Source organism: Enterococcus moraviensis ATCC BAA-383 (assembly GCF_000407445.1).
Taxonomy (GTDB): domain Bacteria; phylum Bacillota; class Bacilli; order Lactobacillales; family Enterococcaceae; genus Enterococcus_L; species Enterococcus_L moraviensis.
The window spans coordinates 544659-570357 of the sequence record NZ_ASWB01000002.1; the positions used below are offsets into that span (position 1 = coordinate 544659).

Genomic DNA, 25699 nt, shown 5'->3' on the forward strand with positions numbered 1-25699 from the left:
GAAAATAAATGGCAGTTGTTGTACTATATGCAGTTATGCTAGGATTTGTTGGCGTTGGAGCTGCTTTTCTTAGTCGAGTATGGAAGCAAGGTGAACAGAATAAAAAACAAAAGGAGTTTCTACAACTTCTTTTCTTTCTGTTTGTTGTTGGAATCATCACGCGTTATATCAATATCGATCAACTGCCTGGTCTCCAAATTGATGAAGCGATGTCAGGCTATGATACATGGGCATTAGCAAATTATGGGACAGATAGTGCGTTGAATTCATGGCCAATTTATCTGATAGGCTATGGAACAGGCCCATCAGCTTTTTACACCTATTTATCCTTACCTTTCGTTAAAGTGTTAGGCTTGTCACTTGTTAGCACCCGTTTAGCGATGTTGTTTCTATCTTCTGTGACCATTCTTGTCGTGTTATGGATGTTGCTGAAGCTCAATTTATCTGAAAAATTAACGCTATCTATCTTCTTTATGTTGATCATCAGTCCATGGCACCTGTTGATCAGTCGGATTGGACTTGATGCAAATGTAGCCCCTCATTTGCTACTCATTGCAGTTTGTCTAATTCTGGTTGGGATGAATGAAAGAGGAAAAAGACAGACAATTTTTTACAGTAGTGCCATTTGTCTAATTGGCTTAACTTCGTATGCATATTTGGCAACATGGTATTTTTTACCCTTGTTCTTGTTGTTTCTTTTAGGATATTTCTTAAAAAATCGTTTGCTGAGAAGCAAACAAGTGATTTGTTTAATGAGTGTTTTATTCATTACAATTATCCCAATTGTGATTTTTGCATATGTCCAATATGTACGTCATGAAACCCTTACTATTTTCGGCATAACATTTGCAAAAATGATTGGTAGTCAAAGTGAAGGGCAAACTATTTTGTTTCAAAAAGATATCTGGGGTGCTTTTTTAGGCAATCTTCAAAGGATTCTTGGTTTTCTTTTAAGCGGTAGAGATGGTTTGATTTTTAGTTCAATACAAGGATTTGGCTTTATGTATAATTTAGCTGGATTACTTCTAGCTAGCTTAGGATGGAGCAAGATGCGTCAAGAGAAAAGCCCGCTAACGCAATTAACGATTGGTTGGTTTTTATGTAGTCTACCATTAATATTGATTATTGTTCCTGTTGTGCATCATTGGAATGTGATGATGTTCCCTATAATTATTATGATGGGATATGGCCTTTCAAGTTTGTGGTCAACAGAAACTAAGCGAGTGTTTCAGACTGCTTTTGCGTTTTTCTCAGTGTTATTTGTGTTTTATGTCTACACGTACAATAGTGTGTACAAGGAAGAACAACAAGATAGTACCTATATGGCACCCATCACACTTGAAGAAACACTGGCTGTTGGAAATGAAAAAAAACTTGAGAGAATCTATATCGACCGGACTAGTTTGAAACAGTTACAGGACTTAACATTTATATTCATCCGTTTCTTTGACCCGATTTCACCGGAAAGTTACCAGGCTAGTCGAGATGCTCCATATGATAAAAATAGTAATATGACTTATCGCTATTATGGAAAATACACTTTTTTAGAAGAGGACGAGAAGATTGAAACGGATAAAGCAAGTGTAGGCTATCTTTACCACAAAGGCACTGATTTATCGAAAAAAACATTTTTAAAGGATTTTGCAGTGTTTGAAAATGCTGATTTTTTCCTTTTTTATAAAGAATAGCTAGACGTTAGGAGGAAATCTAAATGAAACGAATTACTGTAATTATTCCATTTCTAAATGAAGAATCTGTATTAGAAAAAATGTATGAGCGGTTGACGTTATTAGCCGATAGTTGCTGTGACTATCGGTTTGATTTCCTATTTGTAAACGATGGTAGCACGGATCAAAGTTTACCGATTATCTTGGGATTAAAAGCGTTTGATGACAGAATATCAGTTGTTGATTTGTCACGGAATTATGGCAAAGAGATTGCGATGTTAGCAGGTTTTGACCATGCTCAAGGAGATGCAGCAGTAGTCATTGATTCAGATTTACAGCAACCACCAGAGCTAATTAAAGAAATGATTGTTTGGTGGGAAAAAGGCTATGAAGATGTGTATGCTGTCAGAAAGGAAAGAAAAGGAGAGCGTTTCTTAAAAAAGTGGACATCTGCTTTTTATTATAGAATTTTACAAAAAGCAAGTAAGACGAACATTTATCCAAATGCAGGTGATTTTCGTTTATTAGATCGCAAAGCGGTAGAGGCATTGAAAACGATACGAGAACAAGAACGCTATACTAAAGGATTATATAGCTGGATAGGATTTAAGAAAAAAGAACTTTTCTATAACGCAGATGAACGCGCAGGAGGAACAACAAAATGGCGTTTTTCTTCGTTGTTTCATTTGGCCATGAATGGGGTCACTTCGTATACAACGTTACCCTTGAAAATCACCACGATTATTGGAGGGATTGTTTCAATTGCAGCATTTCTATATATGATGATCGTGTTAGTTCAAACATTGCTTTTAGGCGCTGATGTTTCAGGGTATCCTTCACTGATGATCGGTATCTTGTTTCTTGGCGGCCTTCAATTGATATCCCTTGGTATCATCGGGGAGTATTTAGGACGTGTATTTAATGAAACCAAAAAGCGACCATTGTATTTTATTGATACGTATTATGAATCAAAATCACCTCTATCAAAAAAGGAAAAGGTAGAGGAGAATCCGATTATTTCATTGCTGGAAGAAGAAAAAAGTATCAGAAAGGAGCAGCGGAACTAGTGAAAAGGCATTTAGGCATCGAATTATTAAGAATGGTGTCCATGTTCATGATTTTGATTTTACATATTTTAGGAAATGGTGGAATTTTAGAGAATGTCCAAAGTGGAAGCCTCAATTATTATTTTTTTTGGGGACTAGAAGTTCTCTGTTTTGTTGCGGTAAATTGTTTTGCGTTAATAACAGGTTACTTTATGATCGAAGGAAAGTGGCGGATCGAAAAATTCGTTCAGTTATGGCTTGAAGTATTCTTTTATTCGGTTACATTAAGTTTAATTGCTTACTATATTCTTGGAGACGTTGTTCCAATTTCGATGTATACGGATTCGTTATTTCCATTATTCAAAAAAAGTTATTGGTTCTTTTCGGCGTATGCAGGTCTTTTTGTCTTCATGCCGTTATTAAATAAGGCAATAAAAAGTTTTTCAAAAAAAGAAATGGTGTATGGCCTAGCTGTAATCGTCCTGTTGGGTTTTGCTTCCATTTTTGTACAATCAGATCCATTTAGTTTAATGGAAGGCTACAGTATGATTTGGTTGATATTCATGTATTTTATTGGTGCGTTTATTCGTTTACATGTGGCCATTGAATCACTCGATAAAAATAAAATGATTCGGTATTATTTGGGGATAAACGCTATTTTGATGGGGCTGATTTTGATTGGAACAATGACAGGTAGCTTAGAAGCGTCAAAAAAAAACATTTGGTTTATTGAATATGTATCGCCATTTATTTTAATAAGCTCTGTTTTGCTCTTTCTTTTATGCTTAAAAATACCTATCAAGAATAAATACGGTGTCTTTTTGATTGAGAAGCTTGCGCCGTTGTCTTTTGCAGTGTATCTTATCCATACTCATCCGATTATTTTCTATTTTATCCTAAAAGATCGTTTTATCTTTTTGACGAATGAACCGATTGGAAGAGCAGTGATTTTAGTTTTACTATGGGCGTTCTTGATTTATGCAATCTGTCTTTTGATTGACTTCATCCGAACAATGCTATTTCAAGTAATGCAAATCAAAAGCATAACGAAAAAAATTGGAGAAAAGGTTCATCAGTGGATTCCTTACTAAGAGAAGTTGAGATATAACGTGAAGCGTTGTGTCTCAGCTTTTTTTGAAAAATTCTTTAAAAATTATAATGATTTGTAACAAGAAGAAGTCTGTTATGCTATACTCAAAGTTACGAATTGAATTTTTCAAAACCAAAATTTATCTTTGTTTGATCAACAATAATAGCGTATGAATAAAAGAGTAGTGAATCATTCAATGGAAAAAAACATATAGAACTAAAAAAGGAGTTTAACCAATGAATATTGTTTTTTGTGATATAGATGGAACGTTCCAAGATCTTGCAGGTGAAGTGCCACAAGTCAACTACGATGCAATAACTGCCTTACAAAAACAAGGGGATCATTTTGTTTTTATTAGTGGACGTGGGTACGAGCAGTTGAATGAATTAATGAATGAATTAGATAGTGAATGTGATGTCATTTTCAGCAATGGTGGCGGATATAAGCTTGTAGGACAGCCTGTTCAATATAATCATTGTCTTTCTATAGAAGAATCTGAAAAGGCGATTGCTATTTTAGAAGCACGAAATATTTTCTATCATATTCATACAAATAAAGGGATCATCTTAAAATCAGTAGATCACTATGAAAGCAATATCTTAGCATTAAGACAGAAACTTGAACCTATGGGAAAAGCAGGGCAACAAATCATGGACTTTAAAGAATCATTCTTTAAAGAACAATGCCAGCATGTTGAAGATCCTTATCATTATTTGGTTGAACATCCAGAGCTGAAAGTGATGAAAATCGAGTTGATGGAAGCGAGTGATGAGGAACATGTATTACTACGTGAATTATTGGCTAGTGAATCTGTAGATGTTTTTTCTTCTTTTACGCAATGCTTAGAAATCGTCAATTCAAAAAGCAGTAAAGGAAATGCTATCAACGAGTTTATGAAAGACTTTCCAGATGCCCGCAGTTATGGAATTGGTGATGGAGAAAATGATTTGCCGATGTTAGAAGTTGTCGATATTCCAGTCGCTGTGGGAAATGCAAAAGAGAGTGTAAAAGAGAAGTGCCAACGAATTATTGGTGATTGTTTAGATGGCGGTGTTGGAAAGTTTATTTTTGAAGAAATCATCAAATAAACGAGTTTATTTAATGAAGGAAGTTTGTAGTGTAGAAGAAATATACTATTACGAAGTGACAAAGTTTTGATTTGGGAGAGTGACAATGAACGAAACAAAAGAGAATATCAAACATGATTTAGACTATTATCAACCAGGGATCAGGCAGTTGTATTTAAAATATTATCAAAAGTATTTAATTCTACTACTTGCAGGAATGATGCTGACTGTCAGTGGGATCGGTTTGTCGGAATCATTTTTAAGATGGTTGTTGGTGTTATTATTTTTAATTGAAGTTGGTTCAGTTATTTATTTGCTGCGTTATATCCGTGGGGAAGCGTTTGATGTGTATTTTCAACAAATCAAGAAGCAGTTACCTAATGAATTTCAGGAGATTAAGTCTCTTGACGTTCAGGAAGACGATCAGGCCTATTATTTTATAGGTGAGCAAGAATTATTTGTAAAGTTAAAAAAGAAAAATACGAGAAACTTTCCATCAAAAATCAGACAATATACTCTTTTAGTTGGTTCTTCAGACGATGTAAATAAAAAGATGTTAGAAGAACCACTGCAATTTTTTTATTACGATATTACACAAATAAAATATTCATCTAACTATAAAAAAGAGCTATTAAAAAATACTGATTTTATTGCCAAACGTAATAAAAGAAGACTTAAATCAGTGCTGATACTGATTTTGTTTCTTACAGTTGTTGGGGCTGTTATCTACCTTGGCGCAAAAAAATATTTAAATAATGAGACTAAAGCCATTTTTGAAGGGCAAGTCGAAAATGAGTATAAGGATACTATCGATCAAAAAATGCAAGTAAGTATAAAAGAATTAGCCGTTACAAATGAAAACGAAACGATTACAATACAAGTGCCAAAGTACTACAGTGAAGAAAAGGGGGAGTTGATTTCTGTAGATGATATAGAGGGAAACTCGAGCAAAGCCTTTGCTTGTGATACATTTTATGTGTCGATTTTTATGAGTAAATCGACCAATGCTGCTAGTTTATCTGAATTTATGGACCAAGTTTTAGAAGATGGTGAGAAGGGGTATCGAAAGGAAAAAATACATCCTGATCTATTCAAGAATGAGTATGTCATTACAACAAAAACGAATCAAGTGGATCAACTTGAAACAAGTAATTATACGACCTATTTTTTCGAAACAGATAAAAATTATGGTTGGATCATATGTGAGCTTGAAGGGCCAACTAAACAGGCTGAGTTTGATTTAGAGCAACAAGTGAATGAAATATTGCAATCAGTCGTGTTGGATACAAAACAGTCAGTAATCTGACGTTGAAAATAGGACAGAACCAAAGTATTTATTGGTGAAACTGTTCCATTTAGCGTGTCGTTTCAAATAGAGAGCCTAGGACAAAACGGATGTTTAGTTTTGTCCTAGGCTTTTTTACTATAAAAAATTGAATAGCTTTAGTTCGCAAATAGTTGAATAATTTGATTTAAGGTTTGGGCAGCGGATTCTCCAGCGCGTTCATTATAGTATGCAGCAAATCGTTCATCGCCCACATACATTTGTCCAAGACCTTTGTGCAATTCAATTGAGTAGTTTGGCGTAGTATACTGTAACCACTCCTGATGTTTTAAGAAAACAGTCTTGGCTTCTTGGGACTTATAGTCTTGTGTTTTTAGAACGATTTTTAAGGAATCAATCAATTCTTTTTCAGCCATTTCCATATGTTTAAATTCTTCTTCACTTAAATTCAACCAGTTTTTATTAGATGCACCCACTCGTTCTTCTCCATATTTTTCACGTATTTCATTTCCAAATTTTTGTTCATTTTCTTTTAACATATCTTGTTTGAATCCTATAAATTTTTCTTGTTCAGTCATGGTTATTTCTCCTTTTTGATACCGGATTGTTTTTTCTACAGTGAGGATAAGATGATCGATTTGCTGACGTTTTTTCAGCAATTGCTGATAGTGATCTTGTAACGCAGATTGGGCATCATAATTTGGTGTGTCTAATAATAGTTGAATGTCCTCTAGTTTCATATCCAAAGAACGGTAAAAGAGAATCTGCTGCAGTCTGTCGATTTCTTTTGTTTCATAAATACGATAACCAGAAGAGTTGATACGCGCTGGTTTCAATAGATCGATCTCATCATAATAACGTAAAGTGCGAGTACTGATTCCTGATAATTCAGCAATTTTTTTGATTGTATAGGCCATCTATTTCCCTCCTGTATGAAACTAGCATAAACCTTTACTTAACGTGAAGGTCAAGTCTTTTATATAGAATAACACAATTTTTATTTTAGAAACTCCTTTTTTTGATTTACAAAGGGTCAATGAAAGAGTAAAATTTTTAGGTAGAGCTATCAGGACAAGTAAAATAAGTAAAGGAGCTGAGCTAATGAAACTAATTGAAACACCAATCAAAAAAAACTTGGATTTAGAATACTTTTATCCTAATATTACTAAGTTTGTTTTTGGGACAAAAGCAATCAAATTCTTTAAATTATATGCATTAGACCGTACTCAAATTGTCTACGCTGATGCATTTGATAAAATCGATATCATTATGATCAATACCAAAAAGAAAATCAATAAAAGGGAAATCGATTTTGTAATCAAAAAATTGTTAAATGCCACGCGAGATGAGGTCACTGTTCATATTGGGATAAAAAACGAAATGCAGCAAAAAGGCTATTCTTTTAGTGCGCCCAGAAAAGATATCATCGTGATCCAAAAAGAGGTAGAACCATCATAAAAAACGAAACTCTTGAGCAAACCGCATAGTTGGTTTCCTCAAGAGTTTTTTTAAAAGAAGAGCCAAAAATCATTAGAAGAAACGAGAAAATCAGTATGATTTCTATTCTAACTTTGATAGAATGAAAAGAGGAATGAAAGGAAGCGTGAATAGTGAAAGAATTGTTTCATAAATATAAAGAAGTCATTTCATATTTAGTCTTTGGTGTCGCAACAACAATCGTTAATATCGTTATTTTCTTCGTCTGTAAAGATATTTTAGGGATTGATTATAAGGTAAGTAATGCAATCGGTTGGTTTTTATCTGTCCTCTTTGCATTTTTTACAAATAAGTATTTTGTTTTTGCTAGTAATCATGAGGATTTCGGTTCTTTTATCAAAGAAATGCTTTTATTTTACTGGTATCGAATTTTGTCATTTGTCGTAGATATGGCTTTGATGGTATTAATGATAGAAGTGATGCAGATATCTGATTTCTGGGCAAAAATGGTTACGCAAGTCGCGGTTGTTGTATTGAATTACTTTTTCAGTAAATTTTTTATCTTTAAGAAAAAAGCATAATAGAATCAGTTCATAGTTAAAAAAACAGTTTTTTGCTATAATAGATAGTAAAATTCTAGAAAAAATAAAGGATGGCACAGTCAAATGAAAAAAGTTTACGATGATGATAGCTTAACATTACATACAGATCTATATCAAATCAACATGATGCAAACGTATTGGAAATTAGGTAGAGCAGATTTACATTCTGTCTTTGAATGTTATTTTCGAGAAATGCCTTTTAATCATGGTTATGCTATTTTTGCTGGTTTAGAGCGATTAGTTGATTATTTAGAGAATCTAACCTTTACAGAAAACGATATTGCGTATCTTAGAGAAGTAGAAGAGTATCCAGAAGATTTTTTAACCTATTTAAAAGAATTTGAATTCAAATGTACGGTTCGTTCGGCACTTGAAGGTGATTTGGTGTTCAATAATGAACCATTGATCCAAGTAGAAGGACCGTTAGCTCAATGTCAATTGATAGAAACAGCCTTATTGAATATGGTTAACTTCCAAACACTGATTGCAACAAAAGCAGCAAGAATCAAGTCAGTCATTGGTGATGATCCGTTGATGGAATTTGGAACGCGTCGTGCACAAGAATTAGATGCGGCTGTTTGGGGCACGCGGGCGGCGTTTATTGGAGGTGCTGATGCGACAAGTAATGTTCGTGCAGGGAAAATTTTCGGGATACCTGTCAGTGGTACGCATGCACACTCGTTGGTACAGTCTTACGGAAATGATTATGATGCGTTTTCAGCTTACGCACAAACACATAAAGATTGTGTCTTTTTAGTCGATACGTATGATACATTGAAGTCAGGTGTACCAAGTGCGATCCAAGTAGCCAAAGAAATGGGCGATAAAATCAACTTCCTTGGTGTTCGCTTGGACAGTGGCGATATGGCTTATATTTCTAAAAGAGTGCGTGAACAATTGGATGAAGCTGGTTATACAGAGGCTAAAATATATGCATCGAATGATTTGGATGAAAGTACTATTTTAAGTTTAAAAATGCAAAAAGCAAAAATCGATGTTTGGGGCGTTGGAACAAAATTGATCACAGCGTATGACCAACCAGCTTTAGGTGCAGTATTCAAACTAGTTTCAATTGAAGACAAAGAGGGTCGGATGAAAGATACAATCAAACTTTCTAGTAACGCAGAAAAAGTAACCACCCCTGGAAAAAAACAAGTTTGGCGCATTACCCGTAAATCAGATCAAAAATCTGAAGGAGACTATGTGACATTGTGGGATGAAGATCCTCGTGAGCAAGAAGAAATCTATATGTTCCATCCTGTGCATACATTCATTAACAAAACCGTTCGAGATTTTGAAGCAAGAGCTGTTTTACAAGAAATATTTGTTGATGGAAAACGCGTGTATGATATGCCAACTTTAGAAGAAATCAAAAGTTATGCAAAAGATAACCTTGATTCCTTATGGGAAGAGTATAAACGGGATTTAAATCCGCAAAAGTATCCTGTAGATCTATCTACAGAATGTTGGAATCATAAAATGCGTTTGCTTGAAAAAGTACGTGTAGATGTAAAAGCATTGACTGAAAGCAAATAAAGAACAACGAGCGATATTGATTTTTAGAAAAGGGAAACAAGAATCGTGGCAAAGAATGCCACCTTCGATTTTTCGTATTGCCCTTTCAAGGCTGGATGAGTCCGTTTCACTTTTAAAATAGGAGGAATGTTCTATGGTGTCACTACAAAAAGCAATTATTGAAGAATTAGGTGTAAAATCTCAGATTGATCCACAAGAAGAAATCCGCAAAAGTATCGAGTTTATGAAGAGCTACTTATATAAGTATCCTTTTTTAAAAACCTTTGTCTTAGGAATAAGTGGAGGACAAGATTCGACATTAGCAGGTCGTCTAGCTCAATTGACAATGGAAGAAATGCGCGCGGAAACAAAAGATGAACACTATCAATTTGTTGCTGTTCGACTGCCGTATGGTGAGCAAGCAGACGAGGCGGATGCAAAAAAAGCATTGGATTTTATCCAACCAGATGTTTCATTGCGGGTGAATATCAAACCTGCAATTGACGCTGGTGTTTTATCTCTTGATGAATCAGGTATTTCAATTAGTGATTTTAATAAAGGAAATATGAAAGCACGCCAAAGAATGATTGTTCAATATGCAATTGCTGGAGAAAAAGCTGGAGCTGTCATTGGAACAGATCATGCAGCTGAAAATATTACTGGTTTTTATACAAAATATGGTGACGGTGGAGCAGATATTTTACCTTTATTCCGTTTGAACAAACGTCAAGGAAAAGCATTATTAAAGGAATTGGGTGCACCATCAGAGTTATATATGAAAGTCCCAACGGCAGATTTAGAAGATGATAAGCCTTTGGTAGCGGACGAAGTAGCTTTAGGTGTAACGTATGATGATATCGATGATTACTTAGAGGGAAAAAAGGTATCAGAGAAAGCAAAAAACACAATTGAAGGTTGGTATCAAAAAACACAACATAAACGACATATGCCAATTTCAATTTTTGATGATTTTTGGAAATAAGGGATAAAGATCTAAAAGATATTGTTAGTGCGAACCTCAAGTGCCCATAAAATTACTAGAGGATCCGCACCAATAATCGAAAGAAAAATGAGCTGATTTCGTTGTTTTTTCTCATTTTTTTTTAATGTTATGTAGATTTACGTGGAAAATTAGTTGTTGGAATCGATTATAAGAGATACTATCGACTTTTTCACGGTCTCACTCTGTTATGGAGTGAGTGGATTGAAATCTAGTTGGTTTGGTCAAACGTTTTTTGGCTTAGAGTCTCACTCTGTTATGGAGTGAGTGGATTGAAATTAAGGTTCGTCAACTCCAAAGCTAATTCCGGATGTCTCACTCTGTTATGGAGTGAGTGGATTGAAATTGATGATGACCTACCCTTTTAAGGAGAGAAAACGTCTCACTCTGTTATGGAGTGAGTGGATTGAAATAAAACTTGTATTAAGTCTGAAAATCTGTGAATGGGTGTCTCACTCTGTTATGGAGTGAGTGGATTGAAATTAAATACCCATGTAATTCACGGCCACTTACTAATGTCTCACTCTGTTATGGAGTGAGTGGATTGAAATCATGTATGTCTCACTCTAACATGAAGTGAGACTACTCGAAGTACACACAAGTCCTTATGCAATGATAAGCCCATCCACTATTAAACCGAACTATATTTTACGATTCAAGCGAATATCATGAGATAAAAAGAAAGACTAAATACTTAGTCTTTCTTTTTTTACAGCGACTATTTTGATAAAACACCTTCATTTTGTTCAAATGGTTAAAAAAAGTGTAAAATTGAACTAGTTATCTGAAATGATTGATAAATTACTCTACAATTAATCTAACTATAGTAATTAAGAAGGTGAATGAAATCGTGAAAAAAGTGTTTAGGAAGAAAAGAGATATCGATAAAGAAGAATTTCTTTCATCAGAAAAAAAGGGTCAAGAAATAATGAATAGTGACATTCGAATTCCGAATAATATCAAAGGTTTATCTGATAGAGAAGTGCAACAACGGTATGCTGAAGGAAAATACAACAAAGAAGTTGAGGATCTATCTAGAACAACCAAACAGATCATCATGGATAACGCATTGACGTTATTCAACTTTATCAACTTATTTTTAGCTGTGGCAGTCTTTGCCGTAGGTTACCCCAAAAATGCATTATTTTTCTGGATCATTATTATTAATACAGCAATTGGTGTAATCCAAGAAATTCATGCCAAAAAAACCATTGATAAACTCTCTATTGTAAATAAAACAGAAGTAATCGCACTAAGGGAAGGTCAATTGACAAAAATAGTTCAAGATGAAATTGTTTTGGGTGATGTATTAGTCTTAACATTAGGCAACCAAGTTCCGTCAGATGGTATTGTGCTTCATGGTGAAGGAATGGAAGTTGATGAATCTTTATTAACAGGAGAATCAGATAAAATCACAAAGCAAGATGGTGACAAAATCATGAGCGGAAGTTTTATAACTTCAGGATTAGGTTTTGTTGAAATTACTGCAGTTGGTGAAGATAACTTTGTTTCCAAGCTTTCAAAAGAAGCAAAAACAGAGAAACCATCGACTTCAGAGCTTATGAACTCTTTAAATCTTTTGATCAAAGGTCTAACATTTGCAATTGTTCCTATTGGATTACTGTTGTTTTGGTCACAATATCAGTCGACACAATCATTTCCTAAAACAGTGCTAGGTGTGTCAGGTGCATTGATCAGCATGATTCCAGAAGGATTGATGTTACTAACTAGTGTAGCTTTCGCTGTAGGTGCAGCAAATTTAGCTAGAAAGCAAACGCTGATTCAGCGCTTATCCTGCATTGAAACGCTTGCTCGTGTGGATACTATTTGTTTAGATAAGACAGGAACGATTACTGACGGTAGTTTAACTTTCAAAGAATTGATTCCGCAAGCTGGTTTTCCAGCAAGTGAAATTGAACGTGCGATGAGTGAAATGATGGCCGGTTTATCCGATCAAAATGCAACAGCTAAAGTTTTACGTTCTAGATTTCCACTCACCCAAACTGCCTGGAAAGTCAAAGAAGTGGTCCCATTTTCTTCTGACCGTAAATGGAGTGGTGTGACATTTGAAGAAAAAGGATCTTTTGTTATGGGGGCACCAGAATTTATCTATTCTGAAGTGCCAAAAGACTTGCGTGAAAAATTAGCGCCATATAACGAACAGGGAGACCGAGTGTTGATTTTGGTTCATTTTATGGATGAACTAACAAGTCCAGTATTGCCTCAACAGAAAGAAACCGTCGCTATTTTTATCATTGCGGATACGATTCGTGAAAATGCAGTGGATACATTCTCATATTTTTCAAAGCAAGATGTAACCTTAAAAGTTATTTCAGGTGATAATCCAATCACAGTATCTCAAATAGCAAAGCAGGCGGGAATAGCTGGAGCAGAGAACTTTGTAGATATGAGTACTATTTCAAGTTCAGAAAATTTCAACGAATTGGTGGAGAATACGACCGTTTTTGGTCGAGTGACACCGTATCAAAAACGAGAATTAATTCAAGCGTTGAAACAAAATGGTCATACAACGTGTATGACAGGTGATGGCGTCAACGATATTTTATCATTAAGAGAAGCAGATGTCAGTGTAGCGATGGCTAGTGGAAGTGATGCTGCTCGTGCAGTGTCCGATGTCGTTTTATTAAATTCTGATTTTAGTTCGATGATTCAAGTATTGAATGAAGGTCGTAGAGTAATCAATAATATAGAGCGCGTTGCATCAATGTATATGGTAAAAACAATTTATTCAGCGATTCTTGCAGTGACGTTTATCTTTTTATTTTTACCCTACCCATTTGCACCATTACAATTAACGCCAATCAATACTTTGACTGTGGGAATTCCATCATTTATTTTAGCTTTAGAACCAAATTATCAACGGATAAAAGGACATTTTTTAACGAATATACTACGCATTTCAGTTCCAGGAGCATTGACAGTTGTGTTCAATATTTTAGTCTTACAACTTGCTGGTATTTGGTTTGATTTATCTCACCAAGATGTCTCTACAATGTGTGTTCTATTAACAGGTTGTGTAGGATTTCAGGTGTTGTTAAGAGCTGCACGTCCACTGGATTTGAAAAAGAAAATCATGTTTGGTTTGTTACTTGTGACCTTTCTGATTTGTTTCCTATTTTTCGGTGATTTCTTTATGTTGACATCACTATTTACACGGAATGTGCTATTCTACTTGCCACTTATTCTTGGCAGCAGATCGATTTTCAACTATATCTCTTTATTCATGACAAGAGCAATCTATGAAGTTGAAAAGAGAAAAGAAAATAGACAGATCAAAAAGAAAAAAAGAGTGATTTAACTCTTGGAAAGAACCTGTGTCAAAACGTATCGTTTTGGTGCTGGTTCTTTTTTGTAGTAGAAAAAAGCAACAAAGAATGACAATCATCTTCATTTTTAAAAGCAAAAAATGATTAAGAAAGAGACCATAATTAACCTCTAGAGAAAAACGGATAGTTGCAAAGATCAATGTAAATTGTTAAAATCAATATATAAAAAACGAACGTAATAAAAATAGTTGAGGAGGAGAGTTTAATGGATGGAAGTAAAATTAATGAGAAACCTGTGAATGAATCGATGTTATTAGAACAAGGATATCGTAAATATTCTGGAGAAAATTTAGATATTTATTACAGTAAGGACATTTGTGCACATATTGGCAATTGTGTTCGTGGGAACGCTGATGTTTTTGAAGTAGGTAGACGCCCGTGGATCATTGCTGATAACGGTTCTGTGGAAGAGGATATACGAGTGATCGATTCTTGTCCAAGCGGTGCTTTAAAATACATTCGAAAGGATGGAAAATAGTGATGGAAATTAAAGAAGAGAAAGATCGTTTTGTATTGTTAAATGATGAAAATCAAGAAATTGGTGAAATGACTTGGTCCAATGCTGGAGATAAAATGATGATAATCGATCATACCTTTGTAGACCCAGCCTATAGAGGACAAAAACTAGCTGAAAAACTAGTGATGAATGGGGTAGAAAAAGCCCGTCGCGAAGAGAAAAAAATTATTCCTTTATGTCCATTTGCCAAGAAAGAATTTGATAGAAAGCCTGAATATGGGGATGTTCTAAGAAAATAGTCTAGGAATTTACACGCATTTAGATCCATGAAACCCAATTTTAGATCTATTCAGTCAAGCTTATGTAAATACAGCTAGTATTTGTACAAAAAATATGATAAAGTATAATAGATGTATTTTGTGAATAAGGGAGAATTAGACTATGTATAATTTTATTTTAACACTTGTAATCATCCTTTCAGTAGTGATGGTTATTGCCGTAATGATGCAACCAAGTAAACAAAACAGTGCAGCAAGTGCATTTACAGGTGGCGCAGATAAACTTTTCGGTAAACAAAAAGCACGCGGATTCGAAGCTGTTATGCAACGCGCAACAGCAATTATTGGTGCTGTTTGGATGTTACTATTATTTATTTTAGTATTATTATCATCAAAGTAAGACCTTTGAAGTCCCTCATCTACTGAGGGACTTTTTTCTTTCCCAAAAAAATTGAATCCAAGCGCTGAAAACTTCGTGGAAGAACTTTCTTTTCACAAGGTTTTCAACGAATAATGTGCTAAAATGAGAATGAGGTGAATCAGATAGTGAAAACAATAAGTCTACCTAAACCATTATTTACGCAGAATGGTTCTCGTGCAGTGTTACTGTTGCACGCTTATTCAGGAAGTAGTAACGATGTACGGATGTTGAGCCGTTATTTAGAGAAAGAAAATTATACCGTATATTCCCCAAATTTTTCGGGACATGCAACAGTTTCGCCAGAAGATATTTTAGAAAAAACAACAAATGATTGGTGGCAAGATACACTTGATGCCGTTCAGTTTTTAAAAGAACAAGGCTATCAAGAAATAGCTATTTTTGGACTTTCAATGGGTGGTATTTTTACAATGCGTGCTCTAACAAGCCAATTAGAAGGCGTGATCGGTGGCGGCTTCTTTTGCTCTCCCATTTTTCCAGTAAAAAATAAGGTTCCAGAAAATTTCCTTTTGTACGCTGAAAAAGTCTTGAAAACTGCTGGGGTTTCTGCCGAAGAACGAGGAGAACGCTTGAAAAAAATCAAAGAAGCATCCTATGATCAATTAAAGGATATTGAAGCTTTTTCAGAGCAAACGGCGAATGCCCTTGGACAAATCAAGATGCCAGTTTTTATGGCACAAGCTGGACAAGATGCCATGATCGATCCGATGGGGATTTATCAGACTGCTCAAGCATTGACCCAAACACGATTTACATTAAACTGGTATCCAAATAGCGGCCATGTGTTGACGATTGGACCAGATCACAAACAATTAGAACAAGATGTATTAGCTTTTTTAAATACACTGTCTTGGAATGAGGAGAAAGAATGACAAAACAAACAATTAAGGAGAAAATCCTATTTTTCATAGAAAATCATACAAAGAAAAGTTTTTCTATGGAAGAAATCGCGGAAGGCTTGCAACTACAAAAAAGTTCAGATTTTAAACTGCTTGTTCAAACCATTGCAACAATGGAACGCGAAAAATTAGTAGAATTCACTAAAAAAGGCAAGATTCGTTTGCCACAAAAAATGGGGGATATAGAAGGAACGTTTCGTGCAAATGAGCGAGGCTTTGGCTTTGTGACGATCGACCCTGAAGAGGCAGATGTCTATATCCCAAAAGAAGCGGTTAATTTCGCAATGGATGGAGACACCGTATTGATCGAGATTGTTCAGCCAGCAGATGCTTTTTCAGATCGTGGTGCTGAAGGTAAAATAGTAGAGATCAAAACCCGTGCAATCACTCAAGTGGTTGGTGAATTTATTGCCTATGATGAAAAAGAAGTGAGTGAAACAGACCTATATGGTTACGCAGTTCCAAAAGATAAAAAGATGACTGGTCTAACGTTCAATATTGCAGCGCAAGGAATCAAACCCGTAGATGGCAGTATTGTAATCGTAGAAGTAACCCATTATCCAGAAAAAGAATACCCAAAAAGTTTAGAAGGAATCGTGAAAAAAGTTGTTGGGCATAAAAATGATCCTGGCATGGATATCTTATCTATCGTTGTGGCACATGGTATTCCAACTAGTTTTCCAGATGAGGTAATCGTTGAAGCGGATCAAGTACCAGATACCATCACTGAAGCAGATATTGAAGGACGTAGAGATTTACGTGATCAATTGATCGTAACGATCGATGGAGAAGATGCTAAAGATTTGGATGATGCTGTAACTGTACGCAAGTTAGAGAATGGCAACTATTTTTTAGGGGTGCATATTGCAGATGTTTCTTATTACGTCACTGAAGGTAGTGAGTTAGACCAAGAAGCCTATGAACGTGGCACAAGTGTCTATTTAACAGATCGAGTGGTACCAATGATTCCTCAACGATTGTCGAATGGAATATGCTCGTTGAACCCTAACGTGCCTAGACTTACAATGAGCTGTGAGATGGAAATCACACCTGAAGGACATATTGTGAAACATGATATTTTTCAAAGTGTGATTCAAACTACTGAACGTATGACCTACACAGCAGTTAATGAAATGTTAGAGGAACAAAAACCAGAAACGATGAAACGCTACAAAAAATTAATAACGATGTTTAAAGAAATGGGAGAACTTCATCACATTCTTGAACAAATGCGAGAAAAACGTGGGGCCATCTCTTTTGAAGATCGCGAAGCGAAAGTTCTGGTAGATCCTGAAGGCCATCCTCACGACATTTTACTTCGAACTCGTGGTGTGGGTGAACGATTGATTGAATCGTTTATGTTAGCCGCCAACGAAACAGTTGCAAAACATTTCAATGACTTGAAATTGCCATTTATCTATCGAATTCACGAACAACCAAAAGAGGAAAAAATGCAACGTTTCTTTGACTTTGCAGCTGTCTTAGGTATTTTAGTCAAAGGCACAAAAGCGGATATTACACCAAAAGACTTGCAAAGAGTTCTGGAACAAGTAGCAGATAAACCAGAAGAAGCTGTAATCAACACGATGTTACTACGTAGTATGCAACAAGCACGTTATTCTGAAGACAACTATGGACACTATGGTTTAGCAGCAGAATACTATACACACTTTACTTCGCCGATCCGTCGTTATCCTGATTTGATCGTACACCGATTGATTCGTAGCTATGCAGGAAACATTTCAGAAAAGCTGAAAGAAAAGTGGGAACAGGACTTACCAGATATCGCGGATCATAGTTCAAGAATGGAACGCCGAGCAGTTGAAACTGAACGAGAAGTTGACTCAATGAAAAAAGCTGAGTTTATGGCTGACAAAATTGGTGAAGAATACGATGGTATTATTAGTTCCGTCACTCGTTTTGGCCTTTTCGTAGAATTACCGAATACTATCGAAGGCTTGATCCATGTCAATAATTTGAAGCAAGATTATTTCCATTTTATTGAAAATCATATGGCACTAGTTGGCGAGCGAACAGGTATGACACTGAAAATTGGACAAAAAATCAAAGTCAAAGTAGAAAAGGCAGATCCGGAAACGAGAGAAATTGATTTTGAATTCCTTGAAGCAGAAGAAGTTGAAAGGATCGAAGCACCCAAACAAAAGAAACGTCAGGATAGCCGTCGAAAACGTGGTTCGGATCGAAAAGAGATGGATAAAAAGCCATTCTCACAAAAGAAAAATAAGAAAAAAGGCAAAAAGCCATTCTATAAAGAAGTAGCCAAGAAGAAAAAACCTAAGAAACAAAAGAAAAAATAGAAAACGGAGGAATGGGTATGCCAAAAGGGGAAGGTAAGCTGATTGCCCAAAATCGTAAAGCAAGGCATGACTATACTGTTGTTGATACGATGGAAGCAGGAATTGTGTTACAAGGAACGGAAATCAAATCGATTCGTAATGGACGAATCAATTTAAAAGATGGTTTTGCTAGAATTAGAAATGGAGAAGCCTACCTGCTCAATGTGCATATCAGTCCTTATGAGCAGGGAAATATCTTTAATCATGATCCTTTAAGAACAAGAAAATTATTACTTCATAAAAAACAAATTGCAAAACTAATCGCTGAAACTAAAAATACTGGAATCACAATCGTCCCGTTAAAAGTATATATTCGCAATGGATATGCCAAAGTCTTGATAGGGCTTGCCAAAGGGAAAAAACAATACGATAAACGGGAAGATCTTAAACGCAAAGAAATCAATCGAGAAATTAGTCGAACACTAAAAAATAATTTGCGTTGATTTAGTAAAAATTATGTAATTTTTGAATGAAATAACCTCATTTTATTCTTGAATTTATTCTTTTTCGCATATTTGTTTTCTTTGCTTTATCTTATGTGAAAAATTTGGTAGAGTGTAAGGAAACTGATGAGTTTTCATCGTTTTTTCAGTAACCAATCTTCGTACTACCAAATACTAACTGGACCCCTTTCTTTTACTATTTTGTCAGATTAAAAGAAGTGTCCAATTTTCATGAAATTCTTTTGAAATTATTCATCGTTGGTGGTATGATACGTGTGGTTAAGAAATAGAAGCCTTTTTAAGCTTCTTGCAAGTTTGTTGGAAAAGAGGTGAATTAATTTGGAAGAGAAGACACTGCTCTTCAATATTGGGCCAATTTGGTTTGATGGAACGATTTGTTTAATGGTTCTGTTAACATGTGTCATTGTCTTTGGGATAGTATATTTCTGCACAAGGAATATTCAAATGAAACCAAAAGGCAAACAAAATGTCATTGAGTATCTCATTGATTTTGTTCGGAGTATCATTACCGACAATATGCCAAGTAAAGAAGTAACAAATTTTCACCTACTAGCATTCACGATGTTTATGTTCGTTTTAGTTGCTAATATTATTGGTTTAGTAACAAAAGTGGCAATCGGGGATTATACGTATTGGAAGAGCCCAACAGCCGATCCAATGGTTACCTTGACATTAGCATTGATCATGATTGCTTTAACACATTTCTTCAGTGTTAGTCGTTTTGGCTTAAAAGGATATTTCAAAAACAGCTTTTTAAGTCCAGTATCTTTCCTAATGCCGATTAAGTTGATGGAAGAATTTACGAACTTGCTTACATTGGCACTACGTTTATACGGAAATATTTTTGCCGGTGAAGTTTTACTTGGACTGATTGCAGGACTTGTATCAAGTGTAGGACTTTGGACGATTCCACTCGCAATACCGCTAGAAATGATTTGGCTAGCCTTTTCATTGTTTATCGGTGCAATTCAAGCATTTATTTTTGTAACATTATCAATGGTTTACATGGCTCATAAAGTTGAAGTCGAAGAATAAACAATATATACAAACAACTATTTCTTAGGAGGAAAACAATAATGAATTATATCGCAGCAGCAATCGCAGTTTTCGGAGCAGCAATCGGAGCAGCATACGGTAACGGAAAAGTTATTTCAAAAACAATCGAATCAATGACACGCCAACCAGAAATGGCTGGACAACTTAGAACAACAATGTTTATCGGGGTAGCCTTGATCGAAGCGGTTCCTATTCTAGGTGTAGTTATTGCATTGTTATTAGTGCTTAAATAATCCCTTTAGAAGGCAGGACGCTGAGTTTTTAAAACGCCACGCGTTACTGCTTTCTTTGCTGCGAATCACAGCGACTGCCTCCGGCAGAGCTGATGATGAGCAGTACTTGGCGAACAAAGAGAGCGAAGTAACCTATTAAAAGAACCACCAAGCTTATTCAAAAAAAGTAATGGAACCATAATCAACACAGAGAATTGCAGAGAAAGGAAGTTGAAACTTCATGCTAGATTATTTAGTAATCGGTGAAGCAGGACCTAGTACAACAATCGGGACAATGATTGTTGTAAGTGGCGCTTTTCTAATTTTGATGCTTCTAATCAAGAAATTCGCTTGGGAAGCAATCACTGATATGTTAAAAAAACGTGAAGATAAAATTGCCAACGATTTAGATTCTGCAGAACAATCTCGAATCGCAGCTGCTAAGTTGCAAGAAGAACGCCAACAAAAATTGCTTTCTTCTAAATCAGAAGCAGCAGACATTATCAAAAATGCGAAAGAGAGTGGAGACCAAAACCGCCAAAAAATCTTATCAGAAACCAATGATGAAGTGTCCCGTTTACGAGAAAAAGCACGTCAAGACATCTCTCAGGAACATGAAGAAGCGTTGGCATCTGTTAAAGATGAAGTAGCAAGTTTGTCTCTACAAATTGCGGAGAAAATTTTAAATAAGGAATTGACGCCGGATGCACATGATTCATTGATCAATTCTTATATTGAAGGCTTAGGTAAGTCAAATGAAGTTAGATAAGTATACAGTAGGTAAACGCTATGGCAAAGCTTTGTTTGAGTTGGCGATTGAAAAGCAAGAAGCTGATAGCATCTATCAAGACTTATTAAAACTTAGAGAAATCTACCAAGAAGTTCCAGATTTAGGCGATATTTTAAGTGATGTCCGTCTTGAACCTTATGAAAAAGATGAAATCATGAAACAGTTAGTTAGTGGTTTTACAGGGACAACAGAAAATTTCTTATATGTGGTGTATAACTACTCACGTATGAATGATCTATTATTGATGATCGACGAATACGAACGACGTTACGATGAACACAAAAGTTTACTTTTAGGAACAGCGTTGACTGCCGTTCCATTAACGAAAGAGCAACATCAATTAATGGAAGAAAAAGCTGCAAAACTTTTAGGCTATGAACAAGCAAATCTAATTAATTTGATCGATCCTGAAATTGTTGGCGGCGTAATCATTGAAGCCAATTACAAAGTAATCGACGGTAGTATCCACAAACAGTTAGAACGAATCCAAGAATTGTTATTAAAATAACGTTCAGCACAATAAAGAGGTGAATTGAATGGCTATCAAAGCAGAAGAAATCAGTGCCTTGATTAAGGAACAAATCAAAAATTATCAACAAGAATTAGCAGTCGAAGAAATTGGGACTGTCACATATGTTGGGGATGGAATTGCTCGTGCCCATGGATTAGAAAACGCGATGAGTGGAGAACTACTTGAATTTTCTAATGGTTCATATGGAATGGCACAAAACTTAGAAACAAATGATGTCGGTATCATCATCTTAGGTGATTTTGAAACCATTCGAGAAGGCGACAAAGTAAAACGGACTGGTAAAATCATGGAAGTTCCAGTTGGTGAAGCAATGATCGGGCGTGTCGTTAATCCATTAGGCCAACCAATCGATGGATTAGGTGAAATCAAAACAGACAAAACACGTCCCGTTGAAGCAGCAGCACCAGGCGTTATGCAAAGAAAATCAGTTGACCAACCTATGCAAACAGGTCTAAAAGCAATCGACGCACTTGTGCCAATTGGTCGTGGACAACGTGAGTTAGTAATCGGTGACCGTAAAACAGGTAAAACATCAATTGCAATTGACACAATCATCAACCAAAAAGGTCAAGATGTGATTTGTATCTATGTTGCGATTGGTCAAAAAGAATCAACGGTTCGTAACCAAGTTGAAACGCTAAGAGCATATGGTGCCCTTGATTATACAATTATTGTAAATGCTGGAGCGTCTCAACCAGCGCCATTACTTTACATTGCCCCTTATGCAGGAGCTGCGATGGGTGAAGAATTCATGTATAACGGCAAACACGTTTTGATCATCTTTGATGACTTATCAAAACAAGCAGTTGCTTATCGTGAACTTTCATTACTATTACGCCGTCCTCCAGGTCGGGAAGCTTATCCTGGTGATGTGTTCTATCTACATTCTCGTTTATTAGAACGTGCAGCAAAATTAAGTGATGAATTAGGTGGAGGATCAATGACGGCCCTACCATTTGTTGAAACACAAGCTGGAGATATTTCTGCTTATATTCCAACAAACGTTATTTCAATCACAGATGGACAAATTTTCTTAGAAAGTGATTTGTTCTATGCAGGTACTCGCCCAGCCGTTGATGCAGGTCTTTCAGTATCACGTGTTGGTGGTTCAGCTCAAATCAAAGCAATGAAAAAAGTTGCAGGTACACTTCGTTTAGATTTAGCTAGTTATCGTGAATTAGAAGCCTTTACTCAATTTGGTTCTGACTTAGATGCGGCAACACAAGCTAAATTAAATCGTGGTCGTCGTACCGTTGAAATTTTAAAACAAAAATTACATTCACCATTAGCAGTAGAAAAACAAGTTGTGATTTTATATGCATTGACACATGGCTTCTTAGACAGTATCAGTGTGGCGAAAATTCTAGATTTTGAATCAGAGTTATTTGACTTTTTAGATGGTAAACATCCTGAATTATTTGAAACGATCCGTACAACGAAAGATTTACCAAAATCAGAGGATCTTGACGCGGCAATCAATGAATTTAAAGAAATTTTTGGAGCTACCAACTCAGAAGGTTCTACCGCTAAAGATACACTTGATTCAATTCAAAATGCGTAAGAGAGGTGACAAGAATTGGGTGCTTCATTAAATGAAATAAAACAACGCATTGCTTCAACAAAAAAAACCAGTCAAATCACCAATGCTATGCAGATGGTTTCTGGTGCCAAACTGACAAAATCAGAAGCGGCTTCTAGAAGTTTTCAAGAATATGCGTCAAAAATCCGTTCTATCGTTACACATCTTGTGGCAGCGCAATTAAGTGATCTAGAAGAATTAGATTCATATGATAATGAAGATGCATCTGAATCAGGCAACTATCATATGATGTTGACATCACGTCCAGTGAAAAAAACAGGTTATATCGTGATCACGTCTGATAAAGGATTGGTCGGCGGATATAATAGTTCTATTTTAAAACAGACGATGAAAATGATGACAGATGATCATGACTCGCAAGATGAATTTGTCCTGATCGCCATTGGTGGAACGGGAGCGGATTTCTTTAAAGCGCGTGGAATAAATGTAGCCTATGAACTTCGTGGCCTAACAGATCAACCTAGTTTTGATGAAGTTAGAAAAATTGTTTCAACAGCGACTACAATGTATGAGAATGAAGTGTTTGATGAATTGTATGTTTGTTACAATCACCATATCAATTCACTAACAAGTCAATTTCGTGTTGAAAAAATGCTGCCAATTTCAGACCTAGATCCAGATGAAGCGACAACATATGAGCAAGAATATATTTTAGAACCTTCGGAAGAAGCAATTTTAGATAATTTATTACCTCAATATGCTGAAAGCTTGATCTATGGGGCTATTATTGATGCCAAAACAGCTGAACATGCTGCTGGAATGACTGCGATGAAAACAGCCACTGATAATGCACAAAATATTATTAGTGATTTGACGATTTCATACAATCGAGCTCGTCAAGGCGCGATTACACAAGAAATCACCGAAATCGTTGCAGGTGCTGCAGCATTAGAGTAAATAATTAGAATTTGAGCCTTATTGGCTCAAACTTCTTAATACAAAAGACAGGTTTTTATCATAACCTCGTTAGGGGATAAAACTGTCGAGCCTTCGATATTTTTATGACCTCTTTAACGGTATAAAAATGCCAAGAGTTCTGCAGTTTCACAAAAGTCTGAATAGCCAAAATGTGGAAAGTCAGATTGTGCTCCAACTGCATGCACTTTAACACTATTTTTATGACCTTTTTCAAACGAAACGGAGGAAAGACACATGAGTTCAGGAAAGATTGTTGAAGTAATCGGTCCCGTTGTTGACGTGGAATTTTCACTAGATCAATCCTTACCAGATATAAACAATGCATTAGTCGTTTATAAAAACGGCGAAGAAAAACAAAAAGTCGTTTTAGAAGTAGCTTTAGAATTAGGGGACGGTGTCATCCGTTCGATCGCAATGGAATCGACAGATGGATTACAACGCGGAATGGAAGTTATTGATACAGGCAAACCAATTTCTGTCCCTGTTGGGAAAGAAACATTGGGTCGTGTTTTCAACGTTTTAGGTGATACTATCGACTTGGAAGAACCATTTCCAGAAGATGCAACACGTAGCGGTATTCATAAAAAAGCGCCAGATTTTGCAGATTTAAGTACAAGTAACGAAATTTTAGAAACTGGGATCAAAGTTATCGACTTATTAGCTCCTTATTTAAAAGGTGGTAAAGTTGGTTTGTTCGGTGGTGCCGGTGTTGGTAAAACTGTTTTGATCCAAGAATTGATTCACAACATTGCCCAAGAACATGGTGGTATCTCTGTGTTTACTGGTGTTGGTGAACGTACTCGTGAAGGGAATGACCTTTATTTTGAAATGAAAGACTCTGGCGTTATCGAAAAAACAGCCATGGTTTTTGGTCAAATGAACGAACCTCCTGGTGCGCGTATGCGTGTAGCCTTAACTGGTTTAACGATTGCGGAATATTTCCGTGATGTTGAAGGACAAGACGTATTATTGTTCATTGATAATATTTTCCGTTTCACTCAAGCAGGTTCTGAAGTGTCTGCCTTATTAGGTCGGATGCCATCAGCCGTTGGGTACCAACCAACACTTGCGACTGAAATGGGTCAATTGCAAGAACGTATTACGTCTACTAAAAAAGGGTCTATCACATCGATCCAAGCAATCTATGTGCCAGCCGATGACTATACTGACCCGGCTCCGGCAACAGCATTCGCCCATCTAGATGCAACAACGAACTTAGAACGTCGTTTAACTGAAATGGGTATCTATCCAGCCGTTGATCCGTTAGCTTCATCATCAAGTGCTTTAGCACCAGAAGTCGTAGGTGACGAGCATTATGCTGTAGCAACAGAAGTGCAACATGTATTACAGCGTTACCGTGAGTTACAAGATATCATCGCCATCTTAGGGATGGATGAGTTATCTGATCAAGAAAAAATCTTGGTTGGTCGTGCTCGCCGTATTCAATTCTTCTTATCTCAAAACTTTAATGTGGCTGAACAATTTACAGGACAACCTGGTTCATATGTTCCTGTTGCTGAAACTGTTAGAGGATTTAGAGAAATTCTTGACGGAAAATACGATGATCTACCAGAAGAAGCTTTCCGTAGCGTTGGTAGAATCGAAGATGTTATAGAAAAAGCGAAAACATTGAACTACTAA

At 36.0% G+C, this 25699-nt stretch carries 24 protein-coding genes and 1 CRISPR repeat array; of the genes, 23 read left to right on the forward strand and 1 reads right to left on the reverse strand.

Annotated elements, in window-relative coordinates; all coding sequences use genetic code 11:
• Positions 1-8: 8 nt before the first annotated feature.
• The 5 genes from I586_RS08580 to I586_RS08600 all read left to right on the forward strand — a co-directional run bounded on the left by I586_RS08580 (position 9) and on the right by I586_RS08600 (position 6176).
• Positions 9-1688 carry a hypothetical protein gene (locus tag I586_RS08580; RefSeq protein ID WP_010765537.1) on the forward strand — a complete coding sequence of 560 codons (1680 nt, stop codon included), beginning with the start codon at positions 9-11 and terminating at the stop codon, positions 1686-1688.
• A gap of 23 nt (positions 1689-1711) precedes the next feature.
• Positions 1712-2734 (forward strand): glycosyltransferase family 2 protein, encoded by a 1023-nt coding sequence (locus I586_RS08585; RefSeq protein ID WP_010765536.1) that lies wholly within the window; start codon positions 1712-1714, stop codon positions 2732-2734.
• Positions 2734-3804: an acyltransferase gene (locus I586_RS08590; RefSeq protein WP_010765535.1), complete on the forward strand. Its 1071-nt coding sequence runs from the start codon at positions 2734-2736 to the stop codon at positions 3802-3804. Before I586_RS08585 ends, I586_RS08590 begins: the two co-directional genes overlap by 1 nt.
• Before the next feature lie 235 nt (positions 3805-4039).
• Positions 4040-4891: an HAD-IIB family hydrolase gene (locus tag I586_RS08595; protein ID WP_010765534.1), complete on the forward strand. Its 852-nt coding sequence runs from the start codon at positions 4040-4042 to the stop codon at positions 4889-4891.
• An 85-nt stretch (positions 4892-4976) separates the two neighbouring features.
• A complete protein-coding gene (locus I586_RS08600; protein ID WP_010765533.1) occupies positions 4977-6176 on the forward strand; it encodes a hypothetical protein in 1200 nt (399 codons plus the stop codon).
• A 137-nt stretch (positions 6177-6313) separates the two neighbouring features.
• Here I586_RS08600 and I586_RS08605 read toward each other — a convergent pair whose 3' ends face one another.
• Positions 6314-7072, reverse strand: a complete 759-nt coding sequence (locus tag I586_RS08605; RefSeq protein ID WP_010765532.1) for a MerR family transcriptional regulator — start codon at positions 7070-7072, stop codon at positions 6314-6316.
• 184 nt (positions 7073-7256) lie between these two features.
• On the opposite strand from I586_RS08605, the gene I586_RS08610 reads away from it, so the two are divergent.
• The 18 genes from I586_RS08610 (at position 7257) to atpD (ending at position 25699) form a co-directional block, all read left to right on the forward strand.
• Positions 7257-7613 (forward strand): DUF1827 family protein, encoded by a 357-nt coding sequence (locus I586_RS08610; protein ID WP_010765531.1) that lies wholly within the window; start codon positions 7257-7259, stop codon positions 7611-7613.
• A 152-nt stretch (positions 7614-7765) separates the two neighbouring features.
• A complete protein-coding gene (locus I586_RS08615) occupies positions 7766-8173 on the forward strand; it encodes a GtrA family protein (protein WP_010765530.1) in 408 nt (135 codons plus the stop codon).
• 84 nt (positions 8174-8257) lie between these two features.
• Complete coding sequence (locus I586_RS08620) at positions 8258-9730, forward strand: nicotinate phosphoribosyltransferase (RefSeq protein ID WP_010765529.1); 1473 nt, start codon at positions 8258-8260, stop codon at positions 9728-9730.
• 136 nt (positions 9731-9866) lie between these two features.
• The gene (gene nadE / locus I586_RS08625) at positions 9867-10691 is read left to right on the forward strand and encodes an ammonia-dependent NAD(+) synthetase (protein ID WP_174270385.1); all 825 of its coding nucleotides are present in this window, start codon (positions 9867-9869) and stop codon (positions 10689-10691) included.
• A gap of 195 nt (positions 10692-10886) precedes the next feature.
• Positions 10887-11260: a CRISPR direct-repeat array (repeat unit 34 nt; unit sequence GTCTCACTCTGTTATGGAGTGAGTGGATTGAAAT).
• 299 nt (positions 11261-11559) lie between these two features.
• A complete protein-coding gene (locus tag I586_RS08630) occupies positions 11560-14028 on the forward strand; it encodes a cation-translocating P-type ATPase (protein WP_010765527.1) in 2469 nt (822 codons plus the stop codon).
• A 233-nt stretch (positions 14029-14261) separates the two neighbouring features.
• Entirely contained in the window at positions 14262-14534 is a 273-nt protein-coding gene (locus I586_RS08635) for a (4Fe-4S)-binding protein (protein WP_010765526.1), read from the forward strand.
• 2 nt (positions 14535-14536) lie between these two features.
• Positions 14537-14812 carry a GNAT family N-acetyltransferase gene (locus tag I586_RS08640; RefSeq protein WP_010765525.1) on the forward strand — a complete coding sequence of 92 codons (276 nt, stop codon included), beginning with the start codon at positions 14537-14539 and terminating at the stop codon, positions 14810-14812.
• 142 nt (positions 14813-14954) lie between these two features.
• Positions 14955-15191, forward strand: coding sequence for a preprotein translocase subunit SecG (gene secG, locus I586_RS08645; protein WP_010765524.1), 237 nt, complete (start codon positions 14955-14957; stop codon positions 15189-15191).
• A gap of 134 nt (positions 15192-15325) precedes the next feature.
• Entirely contained in the window at positions 15326-16102 is a 777-nt protein-coding gene (locus tag I586_RS08650) for an alpha/beta hydrolase (protein ID WP_174270381.1), read from the forward strand.
• Complete coding sequence (gene rnr / locus I586_RS08655) at positions 16099-18447, forward strand: ribonuclease R (protein ID WP_010765522.1); 2349 nt, start codon at positions 16099-16101, stop codon at positions 18445-18447. The genes I586_RS08650 and rnr overlap by 4 nt, the downstream gene beginning before the upstream one ends.
• Positions 18448-18464: 17 nt before the next feature.
• Entirely contained in the window at positions 18465-18929 is a 465-nt protein-coding gene (gene smpB / locus I586_RS08660) for an SsrA-binding protein SmpB (protein WP_010765521.1), read from the forward strand.
• 339 nt (positions 18930-19268) lie between these two features.
• Positions 19269-19985, forward strand: a complete 717-nt coding sequence (gene atpB / locus I586_RS08665) for a F0F1 ATP synthase subunit A (RefSeq protein ID WP_010765520.1) — start codon at positions 19269-19271, stop codon at positions 19983-19985.
• A 41-nt stretch (positions 19986-20026) separates the two neighbouring features.
• Positions 20027-20239 (forward strand): F0F1 ATP synthase subunit C, encoded by a 213-nt coding sequence (gene atpE, locus I586_RS08670; protein WP_010763289.1) that lies wholly within the window; start codon positions 20027-20029, stop codon positions 20237-20239.
• A gap of 220 nt (positions 20240-20459) precedes the next feature.
• The gene (gene atpF, locus I586_RS08675) at positions 20460-20987 is read left to right on the forward strand and encodes a F0F1 ATP synthase subunit B (protein ID WP_010765519.1); all 528 of its coding nucleotides are present in this window, start codon (positions 20460-20462) and stop codon (positions 20985-20987) included.
• Complete coding sequence (gene atpH, locus I586_RS08680; protein WP_010765518.1) at positions 20974-21516, forward strand: ATP synthase F1 subunit delta; 543 nt, start codon at positions 20974-20976, stop codon at positions 21514-21516. The genes atpF and atpH overlap by 14 nt, the downstream gene beginning before the upstream one ends.
• Positions 21517-21544: 28 nt before the next feature.
• Positions 21545-23101 (forward strand): F0F1 ATP synthase subunit alpha, encoded by a 1557-nt coding sequence (gene atpA, locus I586_RS08685; protein ID WP_010765517.1) that lies wholly within the window; start codon positions 21545-21547, stop codon positions 23099-23101.
• Between the two features lie 15 nt (positions 23102-23116).
• Positions 23117-24037 (forward strand): F0F1 ATP synthase subunit gamma, encoded by a 921-nt coding sequence (locus tag I586_RS08690; RefSeq protein WP_010765516.1) that lies wholly within the window; start codon positions 23117-23119, stop codon positions 24035-24037.
• 255 nt (positions 24038-24292) lie between these two features.
• Positions 24293-25699 carry a F0F1 ATP synthase subunit beta gene (atpD, locus tag I586_RS08695; protein WP_010765515.1) on the forward strand — a complete coding sequence of 469 codons (1407 nt, stop codon included), beginning with the start codon at positions 24293-24295 and terminating at the stop codon, positions 25697-25699.

Coding starts and splice junctions, on each gene's coding strand:
- I586_RS08580 (WP_010765537.1), top strand. CDS start 9: ATGGCAGTTGTTGTACTATATGCAGTTATGCTAGGATTTGTTGGCGTT.
- I586_RS08585 (WP_010765536.1), top strand. CDS start 1,712: ATGAAACGAATTACTGTAATTATTCCATTTCTAAATGAAGAATCTGTA.
- I586_RS08595 (WP_010765534.1), top strand. CDS start 4,040: ATGAATATTGTTTTTTGTGATATAGATGGAACGTTCCAAGATCTTGCA.
- I586_RS08600 (WP_010765533.1), top strand. CDS start 4,977: ATGAACGAAACAAAAGAGAATATCAAACATGATTTAGACTATTATCAA.
- I586_RS08605 (WP_010765532.1), bottom strand. CDS start 7,072: ATGGCCTATACAATCAAAAAAATTGCTGAATTATCAGGAATCAGTACT.
- I586_RS08610 (WP_010765531.1), top strand. CDS start 7,257: ATGAAACTAATTGAAACACCAATCAAAAAAAACTTGGATTTAGAATAC.
- I586_RS08620 (WP_010765529.1), top strand. CDS start 8,258: ATGAAAAAAGTTTACGATGATGATAGCTTAACATTACATACAGATCTA.
- I586_RS08635 (WP_010765526.1), top strand. CDS start 14,262: ATGGATGGAAGTAAAATTAATGAGAAACCTGTGAATGAATCGATGTTA.
- I586_RS08640 (WP_010765525.1), top strand. CDS start 14,537: ATGGAAATTAAAGAAGAGAAAGATCGTTTTGTATTGTTAAATGATGAA.
- secG (WP_010765524.1), top strand. CDS start 14,955: ATGTATAATTTTATTTTAACACTTGTAATCATCCTTTCAGTAGTGATG.
- rnr (WP_010765522.1), top strand. CDS start 16,099: ATGACAAAACAAACAATTAAGGAGAAAATCCTATTTTTCATAGAAAAT.
- smpB (WP_010765521.1), top strand. CDS start 18,465: ATGCCAAAAGGGGAAGGTAAGCTGATTGCCCAAAATCGTAAAGCAAGG.
- atpE (WP_010763289.1), top strand. CDS start 20,027: ATGAATTATATCGCAGCAGCAATCGCAGTTTTCGGAGCAGCAATCGGA.
- atpF (WP_010765519.1), top strand. CDS start 20,460: ATGCTAGATTATTTAGTAATCGGTGAAGCAGGACCTAGTACAACAATC.
- atpH (WP_010765518.1), top strand. CDS start 20,974: ATGAAGTTAGATAAGTATACAGTAGGTAAACGCTATGGCAAAGCTTTG.
- atpA (WP_010765517.1), top strand. CDS start 21,545: ATGGCTATCAAAGCAGAAGAAATCAGTGCCTTGATTAAGGAACAAATC.
- atpD (WP_010765515.1), top strand. CDS start 24,293: ATGAGTTCAGGAAAGATTGTTGAAGTAATCGGTCCCGTTGTTGACGTG.